A 15,657-nucleotide genomic window follows, 5' to 3' on the forward strand; every position below is an offset into this window, starting at 1 on the left:
AGAACCACCGATGAACCTCCCGACCCTGGCCGCTGCGCGCGGCCAGCTGGACCGTCTCGCCCCCTGGTTGGCCCCACTCGGCCTGCGCCTGCTGCTGGCCTGGGAATACTTCGAATCCGGCCGCGAAAAACTGCACGGCCAGAACTGGTTCGCCGACCTGCAGGACGCCTTTCCGTTCCCGTTCGACCAGCTACCGGCTGCCCTGAACTGGCAGCTCGCCACCTGGTTCGAACTGATCGGCGCGGCCTGCCTGCTGGTTGGCTTCGGCACCCGGTTTGCCGCAGCCAGCCTGCTGGTGCTGACCGTTGTGGCGACCTATGCGGTGCATTGGCCGATGGAGTGGAACTCGCTGGCCGACCTCGCCATGGGCTATGCGATCACTGACCAGGGCTTCGGCAACTTCAAGCTGCCGGTGCTGTTCATGGCGATGCTGCTGCCTCTGATCTTCACCGGCGCCGGCAGGCTGAGCGTGGATGCATGGCTGGCGCGGTGGCAGCCATCGGGCACGACGGCACGGCCCGCAGTCCGGTAGATGGCGACCCTGGTCGGCGCGTCGTGTGCCAACCAAGGTTGGCACCTACCGGAGTCCTGAGTGCGCGGTGCACCGGTGGGTGTCGACCTTGGTCGACACGCTCCTGCGCAGGGAACCCGTGCGCCACAGGCTGGCCGGGCGCTCAGGGTCGCTCTGCTAGAATTCACGCATGACTGACCCCACCCCCGCACCTGCCGCCGCTCCCGATTCCGCAGTACCCCAGGCGCAGCGCGCGATGTCACAACGCTTCCGCGGCTTCCTGCCGGTGGTGGTGGATGTGGAAACCGGCGGCTTCGACAGCCAGCGCAACGCGCTGCTGGAAATCGCCGCTGTGCCGATCGAGATGGACGAGAACGGCCTGCTCTACCCCGGCCAGACCGCCAGCGCCCACGTGGTGCCGGCCGAAGGCCTGGAGATCGACCCGAAGTCGCTGGAAGTGACCGGCATCATCCTCGACCACCCGTTCCGGCTGGCCAAGGAAGAGAAGGCCGCACTGGATCACATCTTCACCCCGGTACGCGCGGCGATGAAGAAGTACGGCTGCCAGCGCGCGATCCTGGTCGGCCACAACGCCCATTTCGATCTCGGTTTCGTCAATGCGGCGGTGGCACGTACCGGTCACAAGCGCAATCCGTTCCATCCGTTCAGCGTGTTCGACACAGTGACCCTGGCCGGCATCGCCTATGGGCAGACCGTGCTGGCGCGTGCGGCCACCGCCGCCGGGCTGGGTTGGGATGCCAACGAGGCGCACAGCGCGGTGTATGACACCGAGCAGACCGCGCGGCTGTTCTGCACCATCGCCAACGCCTGGCCGCGGTAAGCCAGCCAACGACGCAACCGCATCCACGCAATGCGGACCATCGGTCCGCACCCACCACTCACCGGACGGTAGATCCACGCCACGCGTGGATGCAATCAACCAATGCTCGTACGATCCCGGCCGTCGCTCTTGGCGCGGTACAACGCGCGGTCTGCGCGCTGGTACAGCAGCGCCGGGGTGCGATCGTCGGCATCCAGCTCCACCAGCCCCGCACTGAAGGTCACACGCAGGCCGTCCACACCGGCCCAGTCGGGGTGGTCATGGAACAGGCCACGCAGGCGCGCGCACAGCTGTGCGGCTTCCTCCAGGCGGGTATCGTTGAGCAGCAGCGCGAATTCTTCGCCACCGGTCCGCGCCGGCAGGTCCGAATCGCGGCTGGCGGCGGCGATCAGCCTCGCCACCTGCACCAGCACGGCATCACCGATGCTGTGGCTGTGGCGGTCGTTGACGTCCTTGAAGTGGTCGATATCCAGCACCACCAGGCACAGCGGATGACCACTGCGCTGCGAACGCGCGAAGTCGCGTGCCAGGGTCTCATCGAAGGCACGGCGGTTGGCCAGGCCGGTCAGCGCATCCTCGCGGGCCTGCCGTTCGAAGGCCTCGGCCTGGCGTGCCAGGCGCTCGGCCAGTTCGGTCTTTTCCTGGTTCAGCGCCTGCAGGTGCACGGTCTTGGCCTGCAGGTCAAAGGTGGCTTCATCCACCCGCCGTGCCAGGCGCAGGTTGCTGGCCTTCAACTGCTGCAGCAGCAGCCGGTACAGCGCCACCAGCCCGGCCAGCAGCAACAGCCCACCCAGCACCTGCACGCTGCGTCGCTGCCACCAGAACGGCTCCACGGTGAAGCTCCATACCGCTTCCTGCTGGCCCCAGCTGCCACTCGGATGGGCAGCGGCCACGTGCAGGGTGTAGTCGCCCGGCGGCAGGCCGACGAACTCCACGCTGCGCTGCGGGCCGCGTTCGACCCACCCCGCATCCAGGCCGTCCAGCCGCGTGCGGTAGCGGATCCGGTCGGACATCAGGTAGCTCAGGCCGACATAGCTCACCGTCAAGCGGCGGCCGCCGGGAATGTAGTTGCGGTCCGGGCCTTCCCAATGCACCGGTGCGCCATCCACCTGCACGCTTTCAATCGCTGCCGGCGGTGAAAGACGCTCGCGGAAGCGCTGCAGGCGCTGCGGATCGACGGTGCTGAGGCCGCCGGCGGTGACCACCCAGAACGTGCCGTCCTGGCGCAGGATCGCCGATGGCCCGGAGCTGCCGTTGGCCTGCGCGTTGGCCATGCCGTCGATCTCGTTGTAGCGCTCCACCACCACCCGCGGTGCGCGGCCATCGGCCACCGCGTTGAGGGTGGCCATGTCGGTGCGCAGCACACCGCGATTGCTGCTGATCCACACATTGCCAAGGCGGTCCGGCACCAGTTGGAACACCGCATCCACCGGCATGCCCTGCTCCAGCCCCACCCGCGCCAGCGTGCCGTTCCGCCAGCGGTACAGGCCGCGGTCGCTGCTGATCCACATCGCGTCGCCCAGTTGGTGGAAACCGAACACACTGCGGCCGCCACCCAGCGGCGCCAGGTTGATCGACTGCACGTGGTCGCCGCGCAGTACGCGGATTCCCTCGATGGTGCCGATCCACAGGTTGCCCTGATGATCGTGCTCGAGCGCGGTGATCAGGCCACTGGGCATGCCCACCATGTTTGATACCTGCACGCGGTCGCCGTCGATGCGGACGACGCCCTTCTGCGTGCCGGCCCAGACCACGCCCTGCGGGTCCACGCTGATCGCGCGGATGTTGCCGCCCGGCATGCCATCGGCGGCGGCATAGTTGTGCCGCAGCCGGCCGTCGCGGCCAAGACGGTAGACGCCATCGCCGAACGTTCCGACCCACAGGTCACCGTCCGGGCCCTGCGCCAGGCTGAGCACCGAAGGTGCCTTGCCGCCGCGATTGTGCAGCGGCATCGCGCGGAAGCGGCCGTCGGCAGTCTGCAGATCGAGGCCGCTGGCACTGCCGACCCACAGCTGGCGGTCGCGGTCCTCGAACACGGTGCGCACATAGTCGCCACTGAGGCCATCGCGCTCGGTGTAGCTGCTGAACAGCGTTTCACGCAGGCGGTAAAGGCCACCGTTGGCACCGACCCAGATGCTGCCCTCGGCATCCTCGCGCAGGCTGACCACGCGTCCCCCCGGCAGGTTCAGGCCCGCCGGCAGCCGCTCCAGGCCATGTGCGGAGATCCGCAGCAGACCCTGGTTCTCGGTACCCAGCCACAGGTCACCATGGCGATCCTGCAGCATCGAGGTCAGGTGCAGCTGCCCCGGCAGGCGGTGCATCAGCACCAGCTGATCATCGTCCACCCGGTACAGGCGCTCGCCGGCGACGATCCACAGCGCGCCGTCCGGAGCGCGGTACGGCCACGACAGGCCACTGCCGGCGCCCAGCCCCCACGCCGCGGGCGCCCGCTTGAGCACGCCGTCGTTGTCGCGCAGCACCAGCCCGTCCAGCGTGCCGGCCCAGACCCGGTCCTGCGCATCGACCACCAGCTTGGTGAAGCTCATCGCCATCGGCAGGTCGGCGGCCGGGGCCTGGTAGACGATGCCGGTGTCCGGCGTCAGATAGCCGATACCCTTGCCTTCATACAGCAGCCACAGGCGGCCCTGGCTGTCCATCTGCATGGACTGGATCAGTACCTGCGGGGTATCGGCCTGGTGTTCCCAGACACGCCACTGGCCATCGTTGCCGCGGTGGCTGACGTTGCCGCGCGAATCACTGATCCACAGCCCGCCCTGGCGGTCGACGAACAGCGCGCCGATGCCGTTGTCGCGCAGCCCCGGGCGGGTGCTGCGGTCGAACACGGTGAAATCGAGGCCGTTGTATCGCACCAGGCCTTCCCAGGTGGCGAACCACAGGTGGCCTTCGGGGGTCTGCGCGATGTCGCGCAGCGAGTTGTGTGGCAGGCCGTTGCGCGACGTCCATACATCGATGGCGTAGTCGCGCAGTGGCGGTGCTCCCTCCTGCGCTGCCACCGGCAGTGCAAGGGCCAGCAGCAGCCACAGCAGGCTCTGTCGCAGCCATCGACCGATATCTGATCCGCAGCGCTCCGCCCAGCGCCCGATGTCCCCCTGTCCGGCCATCAGTGCAGCGGCGGCGGCCAGGCGGGGCTGCCGGGCCTGGCAGCATGCGGGAACTGCCGGGCAGCACGGAACGGCATGCCGGCGGGAACGGGCTGGCTCATCGGGGGGGAACTGGGAAGATGCGCAGATGATAGGCCAAACCCGGCCCACGGCGTCACCATCGCCAACCGCGAAGGCTCAGCCCGCGCGCCCCGGCGGCGTCACCTGTGCACTGGCCGGCCACTGCACCACGGCCTCCAGCCCACCTTCGGCGCGGTTGCGCAGCCACAGCCGCGCCCCATCCTTCTCGGCCAGGGCGCGGGCGATGGTCAAGCCCAGCCCGGCGCCGCCGGTTTCGCGCGAACGCGAGGTCTCCACCCGCACGAACGGGTCGAACACGGCTTCCAGCTGATCCTCGGCCAGGCCGGGGCCGTCGTCGGCCACCACCACGGTGATCGCGCCGCCACTGCGCTCGACCCGAACCCGCACCCGGTAGGCATACATCACCGCGTTGTCCACCAGGTTGGAAAACAGGCGGTGCATGGCCAGCGGACGCAGCATCAACACCGCTCCGCTGCCGCCTTCGAAGACGACATCACCGCCGCCCTCGGCCGTGTCTTCAACAATGCTCTCCAGTAGCGAGTCCAGGTCCAGTGCGGCACGCTGCTCGGCGCTCTCGGCACTGCGCGCCAGCTCCAGGCCTTCGCGCACCAATGCCTGCATCGCGGCCAGATCGCCGATCAGGCGCTCGCGCAGCACCTCGTCGCTGACGTTCTCCAGGCGCAGGCGCAGGCGGGTCAGCGGGGTCTGCAGGTCATGGGTGATCGCCGCCAGCATCTGCGTGCGCTCGGCCAGGTGCCGCTGCAGGCGGTGCTGCATGGCGTTGAAGGCTTCGGCGGCACGCTGCACTTCGCGCGGGCCGCGCAGCGGCAGGGGATCGCGCTGCAGGTCGTCGCCCAGGTCTTCGGCGGCTGCGGCCAGCTCCTGCAACGGCGCGCTGGCCATGCGCGCGACGATGTAGGCCAGCACCGCGATCGCCAGCACCAGCAGGGTCAGGAACCACGGGTCAACGGCGAGGATGCCGTTGTGCGCCACTGCCGGCGAATCCAGCGCCAGCTTCAGCAACGTGCCGTCGTTGAGGGTCACGTCGACCGCACGGCACTTGGGCGGGATGAACGCCGGATCACGCTCGCGCGGGCGCTTGCGATGCCCGGGCGGCGGCGGCGGCAACAGGTCCTGCAGCTTGGGAATGCAGGAGCGGAACGAAGCGAAGTGCACATGCGCGCGTGCGACCGGGCCGGGCCGGTCATCCAGCACTTCCATCAACGCGGTATCGGCCCGCCCCAGGCGCGCGCCCGGTTGCAGCGCGCGGACGCTCGGCCCACCGATTTCGAGCAGGCGCTCACGCAGTTCGGGATTGCCGTCGAGCAGGTTGACGTAGCCCTGCAGACGGTCGGCGATGCGGTTCAGGTTCTGCCGCTCGAACTCCTGCTGGCGCTTGGAGGTGGCCAGCATGGTCGCGCCGATCGCGGCCACGCTCATGCCCAGCAGCAGGATCACGAACAACCGCCCGACCATCGAGGACAGGAAATGGCGCAGGCGCTTCATCGCGGCTTATTCCAGATTCACCGAGGAGGCCAGTACATAGCCTTCGTTGCGAACGGTCTTGATCAGTCCGTCCGGGCCACCATCGTCGCCCAGCTTGTTGCGCAGCCGGCTGACCTGCAGATCGATGGCGCGGTCCTGTGCCTCGTAGTTGCGGCCGCTGCTGAGCGCGACCAGCTGCTCGCGCGACAGCACCTTGTTGGCGTGGGCGATGAACACCCGCAGCAGGCGGAACTCGGCGCCGGACAGCACCACCACGCGGTCGTCCGGGTCCACCAGGTGGCGATGTTCCAGATCGAACACCCAGCGCGAGAAGCGCGCGCGGCGCACCGCCAGCGGCTCCAGGTTGGCCGGCAGCGCCTCGGTCCGGCGCAGTACGTTGCGGATGCGCGCCAGCAGCTCGCGCGGTTCGAACGGCTTGGCCAGGTAGTCGTCGGCGCCCATTTCCAGGCCCAGCACGCGGTCGATCGGCTCGGCACGCGCGGTCAGCATGATCACCGGCGTGTTCGAGCGCGCGCGCAGGTCGCGGCACAGGGTCAGGCCATCCTCACGCGGCAGGTTGAGGTCGAGCACGATCAGGTCCACGTGTTCACGGTCCAGCAGCTGGCGCATGGCGGTGCCGTCGGCGGCCGTGCTCACCTGGTAACCGGCACGGCCGAGCTGTTCGGCCAGCAGGGTGCGGATGTCGTTGTCGTCGTCGACGATCAGCAGTCGATGCATCGTGTTTTCAGTCTCCATGTCGCGATCATCCCGTGTCGGCAGCTGAACCGCATCCGGGGCAATGCGTACCAGTGTATCCACCCATGGGTGGGATACCTGTGGTTACGCGTATTCACCGACAGTGTTACATAGAGACATACCCCGAGGATTGAGCCGCCCATCGCCCGGTCTTCACAATGCCCACCAACGCCGCCCCTGCGGCCCCGAGAGTGAAGCCACGACGTGACGTTCCGCCTGCTGCCTGCGACCCGCCGGGGTCGCCTGATACTGATCGCCCTGCTTGCCCTTGCCGTCGCCGCAGCCGCCTGGTGGCTGCTGCGCAAGCCCACCGCCCCGGCGGTGGCGACCACGCCCGTCAGCCGTGGTGACATCGAGCAGACGGTGGAGGCCACCGGCGTGATCGACGCTTACAAGCTGGTCAGCGTCGGCGCCCAGGCCTCGGGCCAGATCAAGTCGCTGAAGGTACAGCTGGGCGACACCGTGAAGGAAGGCGACCTGATCGCCGAGATCGATGCCACCACCCAGCAGAACCAGGTGCTCAACGCACAGGCCTCGCTGGACCAGGTCACCGCCCAGCGCGCCGTGCAGCAGGCCACCCTGCGCCAGGCCGAACTGGAGTTCGCGCGCCAGCAGCAGATGCTGGCCGCCGAGGCCACCTCGCGCCAGGAATACGATGCCGCCGAGGCGCAGCTGAAGACCGCCCGCGCCCAGCTGCAGTCCTACGAGGCGCAGATCAAGGGCCGCGAAACCGAGCTCGGCACCGCCCGCGCCAACCTGGCCTACACCCGCATCACCGCGCCGATGGACGGCACCGTGGTGGCGGTGGTGGCCGAGGAAGGCCGCACGGTGAACGCCAACCAGACCGCGCCGACCATCGTCATGCTGGCGCGGCTGGACGTGGTCACGGTCAATGCCGAGATCTCCGAGGCCGACGTGGTCAAGATCAAGGCCGGCATGCCGGTGTACTTCACCACCCTGGGTGACCCGGACCGCAAGTACCACGCCACGCTGCGCCAGATCAATCCGGCGCCGGCCTCGATCGCCAACGAGAATTCGTCCAGCTCCAGCAGCTCCTCCAGTTCCAGCTCCAGCAGCGCGGTCTATTACAACGCGCTGTTCGATGTGGAGAACCCGGACGGCACGCTGCGCATCGACATGACCGCGCAGGTCTCGGTGCTGCTCAAGCAGGCCAAGGGTGTACTGATGGTGCCGGCGGTAGCTCTGGGACCGAAGCGCCGTGGCGACGAGCGCATGGTGCGGGTGCTGGACGACAATGGCCAGCTGCAGCCGCGCAAGGTCACCGTAGGCATCAACAACGGCGCCTCGGCCGAGATCCTGTCCGGGTTGAAGGAAGGCGAGCGTGTGGTGGTGGGCGAAGCCGGTGCGGCCGGTGCCAGCGCCGGCGGCGGCAACCGCGGCGGCATGCAGATGCGGGTCGGCGGCCCGGGCATGGGGCGCCGATGAGCACGACGGCGCCGCTGCTGCGCCTGCGCGACCTGCGACGTGAATTCCCGGCCGGCGATGATGTGATCGCCGTGCTGCGCGACGTCAATCTCGACATCCACGCCGGCGAGATGGTGGCCATCGTCGGCCAGTCCGGCTCGGGCAAGTCGACGCTGATGAACATCCTCGGCTGCCTCGATCGTCCTACCCGTGGCAGCTACCAGGTGGCCGGCCGCGAAACCGGGAAGATGGAACCGGACGAGCTGGCCGAACTGCGCCGCGAACATTTTGGTTTCATCTTCCAGCGCTACCACCTGCTGGGCGACCTGGATGCGCGCGGCAACGTGGAAGTACCGGCGGTGTATGCCGGCAGCCCGGGCGCAGTGCGCAACGCGCGTGCCGAGCAGCTGCTGCAACGGCTGGGCCTGAGCGACCGCATGCACCACAAGCCGGGCCAGCTGTCCGGTGGCCAGCAGCAGCGCGTGTCGATCGCACGTGCCCTGATGAACGGCGGCGAGGTGATACTGGCCGACGAACCGACCGGCGCGCTCGACACGAAATCCGGCGAGGAAGTGATGGCGATCCTCGGCGAGCTGCACGCCGAAGGCCACACCATCATCATCGTCACCCACGACATGAGCGTGGCCGAACACGCGCAGCGCATCATCGAAATCCGCGATGGCGAGATCATCGCCGACCGCACCAACCCGAACGCACCGACCTACCGCGCGCAGCGCGAGGCCAGCACCGGCGTGGCCCGCGGCAACAGCTGGCGGGCCGCGCGCGACCGCTTCACCGAAGCGTTCCGCATGGCCCTGCTGGCGATGAACGCACATCGGCTACGCACCTTCCTGACCATGCTCGGCATCATCATCGGCATCGCCTCGGTGGTCTCGGTGGTGGCGCTGGGCAATGGTTCGCAGCAGCAGATCCTGCAGAACATCAGTGCGCTGGGCACCAACACCATCGACGTCTATCCCGGCCGCGGTTTCGGCGACATGCGCTCGGCGCGGGTGCAGACGCTCAAGGCCAGCGATGCCGATGCACTGGCAAAGCAGAGCTACGTGGACAGCGCCACCCCCAGCGTGTCGACCTCGGTCACCGCGCGTTACCGCAACCAGTCCTCCACCGCCCAGGTCAGTGGCGTCGGTGAACAGTTCTTCCGGGTCAAGGGCGTAACCCTGCTCAGCGGCAGCTTCTTCGATGGCGATGCGGTGAAGGGCCTGGGCCAGGTGGCGGTGATTGATGAGAACACCCAGACCCAGTTCTTCCCCGATGTCGATCCGGTCGGCCAGGTGATCCTGCTCGGCAACGTGCCGGCGCGCGTGGTCGGCGTGGCCAAACGCCAGAGTTTCGGCTTCGGCGGCAGCACCAGCCTCAGCGTGTGGGTGCCGTACACCACGGTGATGTCGCGCATGCTCGGCCAGAGCCACGTCTCCAGCATCACCGTGCGCGTAGACGACGACACGCCGATGGATGCGGCGCAGGAAGCGATCACCCGCCTGCTGACGATGCGCCATGGCACCGAGGATTTCTTCCTCAGCAACAGCGCCGAGATCCGCCAGACCATCGAACAGACCACGCGCACGATGACCCTGCTGATCGGCGCCATCGCCGCCATCGCGCTGCTGGTCGGTGGCATCGGCGTGATGAACATCATGCTGGTGTCGGTCACCGAGCGTACCCGCGAGATCGGGGTGCGCATGGCCGTGGGTGCACGGCAGAGTGATATCCGCCAGCAGTTCCTGATCGAAGCGGTGCTGGTGTGCCTGCTCGGTGGCCTGCTCGGCATCGGCCTGGCCCTGCTGCTGGGCTCGATGATCGGCCGCTTCGCCAGCGACTTCCAGGTGCTGTTCTCCACCGCATCGATCGTTGCCGCCTTCGCCTGCTCGACCCTGATCGGGGTGGCGTTCGGCTTCCTGCCCGCGCGCAATGCCGCGCAGCTCGACCCGGTGGAGGCCCTGGCCCGCGAATGAAGATGATGACCCGACTGCCCTTCCCTGCTCCCTCGCGCCTGCTGCTGGTGGGCGCTGTTCTGCTCGCCCTCTCAGGCTGCGCATCGGTGGGCCGCTACCCGGTGCAGCCCCCCGACGTGGCGGCCAGCTACGGGCGTGGCGATGCCACCCTCAATGCGCCCGCCGACGACCCGCTCAGCAGCCTGGATACACCGGGCCGCGACATCCGCCAGGACACCTGGTGGACCGGCTTCGGCGATGAGCGCCTGGACCGCCTGGTGGCGCAGGCGCTGGCCGCCAACAGCGATCTGGCCGCCGCCGGCCTGGCCGTGCAGCGTTCGCGCCTGCAGGCCGGCCTGGCCAGCAACGCGCTATGGCCGCAGCCATCGTCCTCCGGGGTCAGTGGCAGCGCCAGCCGCGCCACCGACCAGGCTGATGATTGGCGTCGCAGCTATTCCACCGGCGTCTCGCTGGGCTGGGAGGTCGATCTGTGGGGCCGCCTGCGCACCCAGCGCGACATCGCCCGCTGGGAAGCCGAGGCCAGCGAGGAAGACCGGCAGAACACCGCACTGCTGGTGATCGGCGACACCATCACCCAGTACTGGAACCTGGCCTATCTCAACCAGTCCATCGCCACCGGCCAGGCCAACCTGGAGCGCCTGGAACGCACACGCGAACTGGTCCAGGCCCGCTTCGACGCTGGTGCGGTATCGCGCCTGGAAGTACGCCAGGCACTGCAGAACCTGCAGTCGCAGCGGTCCTCGCAGAGCGCACTGGAGCAGCGGCGGGTGGAGGTGCGCAATGCACTGAGCGTGCTGCTGGACGGCACGCCCTGGCCCCAGCAGGACGAACCGCAGGACCTGCTGGCCGCACGCAGCCCCGGGATCAACGAAGGCCTGCCGACCGACCTGCTCGGCCGCCGTCCCGACCTGCGCGCGGCCGAACTGCGCCTGCGCAACAGCCTGAAGACCATCAAGGTCACCGCAACCCAGTACTACCCGGCGCTGAGCCTGACCGGCAGCCTCGGCTCCAGTGCAACGTCGCTGGGTGACGTGCTGCGCAACCCGGTGGCCACGCTGGGCGCCGGCCTGTCGCTTCCGTTCCTCAACCTGCAGCGCGCGCAGCTGGATACCGACATCGCCGGCACCGCCTACCAGATCGCCGCGACCAATTTCCGCAAGACGCTGTACACCGCGCTCTCGGAAGTGGACAACGCGCTGTCGGCACGCGAGCAGCTGGCGCGCCAGGTGGCGGCCTCGCAGGCGTCGTACGACGAAGCGGTGGAAGTTGAGCGCGCGCAGGAAGTGCGCTACCGCGTGGGTGCCACCGACCTGCGCACCTGGCTGGAAGCGCAGCAGACCCGGCGCGATGCCGAGCTGTCGCTGGCGCGCGTGCGCCAGGGCCAGCTGAACAACGACGTCACCCTGTTCAAGGCACTGGGCGGCAGCGCGGGGTGAGGCGGCAAGAGCACCAACCCAGGTTGGCGACTACCCGGTGGGTGTCGACCTTGGTCGACACGGCCCCTCCTGCCGATCAACCGCGCTGGCGCACGGCCTCGAACAGGCTGACGCCGGCGGCGACGGACACGTTCAGGCTCTCGATCTCGCCCGGCATCGGGATCTTGACCAGGCCATCGCAGTTTTCACGGGTCAAGCGGCGCAGGCCATCGGCCTCGCCACCCAGCACCAGTGCAATATTGCCCTTCAGGTCCAGCTGGTACAGCGAAGCGGTGGCTTCGCCGGCCAGGCCATAGATCCACACGCCCTGCTTCTGCAGGTCCTTCAGGCAGCGCGACAGGTTGGTCACCGCCACCACCGGGATCAGATCGGCGGCACCGGCCGAGGTCTTGCGCACGGTCGCGTTCACCGTGGCCGACTTGTCCTTGGGGATGATCACTGCAGTCGCACCGGCCGCGGCGGCCGAGCGCAGGCAGGCACCCAGGTTGTGCGGGTCCTGCACCTCGTCCAGCACCAGCAACAGGGCCTTGCCCTCGGCTGCAGTGACCAGGCCTTCCAGCTCGTTCTCGCTGTAGGTGCGGGCGGCGGCATAGCGCGCGGCCACGCCCTGATGGCGCACCGAACCGCCGACACCGTCCAGCGCCTGGCTGTTCACCTTGCGCACGTCGATGCCCTTGCGGCGGGCGTTTTCCTCGATTTCGGTCAGGCGCGGGTTCTTCGCACCGGCCTCGACCAGCACTTCGCGGACGTTCTCGGCGTCGTTCTCGATGGAGGAGGCGACGGCGTTGACGCCGACAATCCACTGGCTGTTCTTGCTCATGCGGGCGGGGACCGGAAAGGGGGTGGCTATGGTAGAGCATCGGCGGGCCGGGCGCTGCGACCGGCCCTCTGTGGAGCCGGGGCCATGCTCGGCTGGCGGGAGCCGATGAAGCCTGAACCCGGGCAGCCGAACGTGGGCTCGGCGCTACAGGTGCGTTACCGGCTGCGCGGCGGCCAGTGCGGGGTGTCGTGGTCGGGGTGCTGGTGGGACACGATCGTGGCCAGGAAGTCCAAGGCCGCGATGTCGTCCTCTGTGCGCCGCGCCGGCAGGCTGGCCAGGCTGTCGACGAAGGGCAGCTTGCGCTCGACCCCGTACTGGATCGTCGGCGGCAGGCGCTCAGGTTCGTCAAACGCGCCAGCAGCCACCGCCACGCCGTCGGGCGCCTCGTAGGTCAATGGCGTGCCGCAGTCGGCGCAGAAGCCACGCCGCACCACGTTGGACGACTGGAAATAGCGCGGCTGGCCGCGGGTCCAGCTGAACTGCACGCCGCGCACCGACACCAGTGGCGCGTAGTAGGCACCGAAGGCCTTCTGGCACATACGGCAATGGCAGATCGAGCTGTCGCTCAGCTCGCCACGTGCCTGGAAGCGGATCGCGCCGCACTGGCAGCCGCCGCTGTATTCGGGTTGGCCCTGCATGGTGAGTTCCTCCGAAACGTCGTGCCAACCAACGGTTGGCACCTACCGGGTGAGGTGGGTACCGACCGGGTAAGGTGGGTGCCGACCGTTGGTCGGCACACCTTTCAATACTGCTTTTTGGTGCGCTTGGCCGGCTTGCCACGCTCGGGCAACGGCGGCAGGCCATCGCCCTCGTCCTCACCTTTGTGCTCGACCAGGCGGAAGTCGATCTTGCGCTCTTCCATGCTGGCCTTCAGCACCAAGATCCGCACGCGGTCACCCAGCCGGTAGCTGCTGCCGCGGCGCTCGCCGGTCAGCGTCTTGCGGGTGGCGTCGAACTTGTAATAGTCCTGCGGCAGCTGGGTCACGTGCACCAGGCCCTGCACCTTCGACTCATCCAGCTCCACGAACAGGCCGAAGCTGGTCACGCCGCTGATCACGCCATCGAACTGGCCACCCACGTGCTTTTCCATCCACGCCGCGCGGTAACGCTCGTCGACCTCGCGCTCGGCCTCGTCAGCCCGGCGCTCACGCTCGGAGCACTGCAGTGCCAGCGCGGCCATTTCGCGCGCGTTGTAGGTGAACTTGTCCAGCGGCTTGCCGGACAACGCGTGCTTGATCGCGCGGTGCACCAGCAGGTCGGGGTAACGGCGGATCGGCGAGGTGAAGTGCGCGTACGCCTCCAGTGCCAGGCCGAAGTGACCGTGGTTTTCCGGGCTGTAGATCGCCAGGCTCTGGCTGCGCAGCAGCACCGATTCCAGCAGCGTGGCATCGGGGCGGTCGCGGATCTTCTTCAGCAGCTTGGTGTAATCGCCCGGGCGCACCTTGGACCACGGCGGCAGGCTCAGCTTGAACTCCTTGAGGAATTCCAGCAGGTCGGCGTACTTGGTTTCCGGCGGCTTCTCGTGGATGCGGTACGGGGCAGGCACATGGCGCGACAGCAGGTACTTCGCCGCCTCCACATTGGCCGCGATCATGCATTCCTCGATCAGCTTGTGCGCGTCGTTGCGCACCAGCATGCCGGCCTGGGTCACTTCACCACGGTTGTCCAGCACGAAGCGCACTTCGCTGCTTTCGAACTCAATGGCGCCACGCTTGGCACGCGCCTTGGACAGCACCTTGTACAGCTGGTGCAGGCGCTGCACCTGCGGCAGCAGGTCACCCATCCAGGCCTTGGTATCGGCATCGTCCTCGCCCACCGCCTTCCACACCTGGGTGTAGGTCAGGCGCGCATGCGAGTTCATCACCGCTTCGTAGAAGCGCGAATGCGTGACCAGGCCGTCGCGGTCGATCTGCATGTCACAGACGAAGCACATGCGGTCGACCTTCGGCATCAGCGAGCAGATGCCGTTGGACAGTGTCTCCGGCAGCATCGGCACCACGAAGCCCGGGAAGTACACCGACGTGGCGCGCTTCTGCGCCTCTTCATCCAGCGGCGTACCGGGGCGAACGTAGTTCGAGACGTCGGCAATCGCCACCACGAGGCGGAAGCCATCGGCATTCGGCTCGCAGTACACCGCGTCGTCGAAGTCCTTGGCATCCTCGCCATCGATGGTGACCAGCGGTGTGCTGCGCAGATCAACGCGGTCGCCGATCATCGCCGGCTCGACCACCAGCGGCACCGAGGCCGCTTCGTCCAGCACTTCCTGCGGGAACTCGAACGGCAGTTCATGGCCGTGGATGGCGGTTTCCACCACCAGCGAGGCGGTCAGCTTGTCACCGAGCACGGCGATGATGCGGCCGATCGGCGGGCGGCGGCTGTCCGGCGCCTGGGTCAGTTCGCAGACCACCAGCTGGCCATCGCGCGCGCCACCGGTCTGGTCCGGCGGCACCTGCACGTTGCGCTGCACGCGCTTGTCGTCGGGCACCACGTAGTTGATGCCCATCTCGATGCTGAAGCGGCCGATCAGGCGGGTCATGCCGCGCTCGAGCACGCGGGCGATGCTGCCTTCGCGGCGGCCACGGTGATCGATGCCGGTCACACGGGCCAGCACCTTGTCGCCGTGCATGACCTTGCGCATTTCATACGGCGGCAGGAACAGGTCGTCCCCCCCTTCGACCGGGCGCAGGAAGCCGAACCCTTCCGGGTTGGCGATCACCACGCCAGTGACCAGGTTCAGGGTCTGGATCGGCGCGAATCCGCCCCGACGGTTCTGCACCAGCTGGCCATCACGGACCATGGCGCCGAGCCGGCGCGACAGCGCCTCGGCCCGGTCCGGAGCGGTCAGGCCCAGGCGCGCGCCCAGTTCCTCGGCGGTCTGCGGCCCTTCGCAGCGCTCCAGCAGGGCCAGGATGGCCTCGCGGCTGGCGATGGGCTGTTCGTATTTCTCGGCTTCGCGGGCGGCATAGGGATCGTCGATCACCTTGCCGGTCGGCGGCAGCTTGCGGCCCGGGGCCGGGCCCGGTGCGTCGCTGCTGCGGACCTTGCGGCCACGCGGTGGTGCGCCGCCTTCATTCAATTCAGGGAACCAGCCCGGCAACGGCTTGCCCGGCTTGGTGGTGCGGGCTGTGCCCGCCTTGGCGCCCTTCTTCGGGGCCTGGCCGCGGGAGGTGCTCCCGCCCTTGCTTGGTTTTTTGGTAGTCATCG

The 15,657-nt window shown here is 68.2% G+C and carries 11 protein-coding genes; 5 read left to right on the top strand and 6 right to left on the bottom strand.

The window, feature by feature from the left end; translation table 11 throughout:
• Positions 1–10 precede the first annotated feature (10 nt).
• Together AC13GF_RS00540 and rnt are read left to right on the top strand one after the other, a co-directional pair.
• Positions 11–532: an HvfX family Cu-binding RiPP maturation protein gene (locus AC13GF_RS00540; RefSeq protein ID WP_483002721.1), complete on the top strand. Its 522-nt coding sequence runs from the start codon at positions 11–13 to the stop codon at positions 530–532.
• 169 nt (positions 533–701) lie between these two features.
• Positions 702–1,352: a ribonuclease T gene (rnt, locus tag AC13GF_RS00545; RefSeq protein ID WP_014036542.1), complete on the top strand. Its 651-nt coding sequence runs from the start codon at positions 702–704 to the stop codon at positions 1,350–1,352.
• A 95-nt stretch (positions 1,353–1,447) separates the two neighbouring features.
• On the opposite strand, the gene AC13GF_RS00550 is transcribed toward rnt, so the two are convergent.
• From AC13GF_RS00550 to AC13GF_RS00560, 3 genes are all read right to left on the bottom strand, one after another.
• The gene (locus tag AC13GF_RS00550; RefSeq protein ID WP_483002722.1) at positions 1,448–4,474 is read right to left on the bottom strand and encodes a two-component regulator propeller domain-containing protein; all 3,027 of its coding nucleotides are present in this window, start codon (positions 4,472–4,474) and stop codon (positions 1,448–1,450) included.
• Positions 4,475–4,651: 177 nt separating this feature from the next.
• Positions 4,652–6,061 carry an ATP-binding protein gene (locus tag AC13GF_RS00555; protein WP_483002723.1) on the bottom strand — a complete coding sequence of 470 codons (1,410 nt, stop codon included), beginning with the start codon at positions 6,059–6,061 and terminating at the stop codon, positions 4,652–4,654.
• A gap of 6 nt (positions 6,062–6,067) precedes the next feature.
• A complete protein-coding gene (locus AC13GF_RS00560; RefSeq protein WP_005408779.1) occupies positions 6,068–6,796 on the bottom strand; it encodes a response regulator in 729 nt (242 codons plus the stop codon).
• A 204-nt stretch (positions 6,797–7,000) separates the two neighbouring features.
• On the opposite strand from AC13GF_RS00560, the gene AC13GF_RS00565 reads away from it, so the two are divergent.
• Genes AC13GF_RS00565 through AC13GF_RS00575 form a run of 3 tightly spaced genes read left to right on the top strand, consistent with a single transcriptional unit; the run spans position 7,001 to position 11,633 of the window.
• Complete coding sequence (locus AC13GF_RS00565; protein WP_483002724.1) at positions 7,001–8,242, top strand: efflux RND transporter periplasmic adaptor subunit; 1,242 nt, start codon at positions 7,001–7,003, stop codon at positions 8,240–8,242.
• On the top strand, positions 8,239–10,197 hold the full coding sequence (locus AC13GF_RS00570) for a MacB family efflux pump subunit (protein WP_483002725.1): 1,959 nt from the start codon (positions 8,239–8,241) through the stop codon (positions 10,195–10,197). The genes AC13GF_RS00565 and AC13GF_RS00570 overlap by 4 nt, the downstream gene beginning before the upstream one ends.
• Positions 10,194–11,633: an efflux transporter outer membrane subunit gene (locus AC13GF_RS00575; RefSeq protein ID WP_483002726.1), complete on the top strand. Its 1,440-nt coding sequence runs from the start codon at positions 10,194–10,196 to the stop codon at positions 11,631–11,633. Before AC13GF_RS00570 ends, AC13GF_RS00575 begins: the two co-directional genes overlap by 4 nt.
• A 76-nt stretch (positions 11,634–11,709) precedes the next feature.
• Here AC13GF_RS00575 and rlmB read toward each other — a convergent pair whose 3' ends face one another.
• From rlmB to rnr, 3 genes are all read right to left on the bottom strand, one after another.
• Positions 11,710–12,453 (bottom strand): 23S rRNA (guanosine(2251)-2'-O)-methyltransferase RlmB, encoded by a 744-nt coding sequence (gene rlmB, locus AC13GF_RS00580; protein ID WP_005408775.1) that lies wholly within the window; start codon positions 12,451–12,453, stop codon positions 11,710–11,712.
• Positions 12,454–12,608: 155 nt separating this feature from the next.
• Positions 12,609–13,091, bottom strand: coding sequence for a GFA family protein (locus AC13GF_RS00585; RefSeq protein ID WP_483002728.1), 483 nt, complete (start codon positions 13,089–13,091; stop codon positions 12,609–12,611).
• 104 nt (positions 13,092–13,195) lie between these two features.
• The gene (rnr, locus tag AC13GF_RS00590) at positions 13,196–15,655 is read right to left on the bottom strand and encodes a ribonuclease R (protein ID WP_483002730.1); all 2,460 of its coding nucleotides are present in this window, start codon (positions 15,653–15,655) and stop codon (positions 13,196–13,198) included.
• Between the last annotated feature and the right edge of the window lie 2 nt (positions 15,656–15,657).

The sequence above is a fragment of the Stenotrophomonas sp. 22LJNL06-5-1 genome (assembly GCF_056861455.1).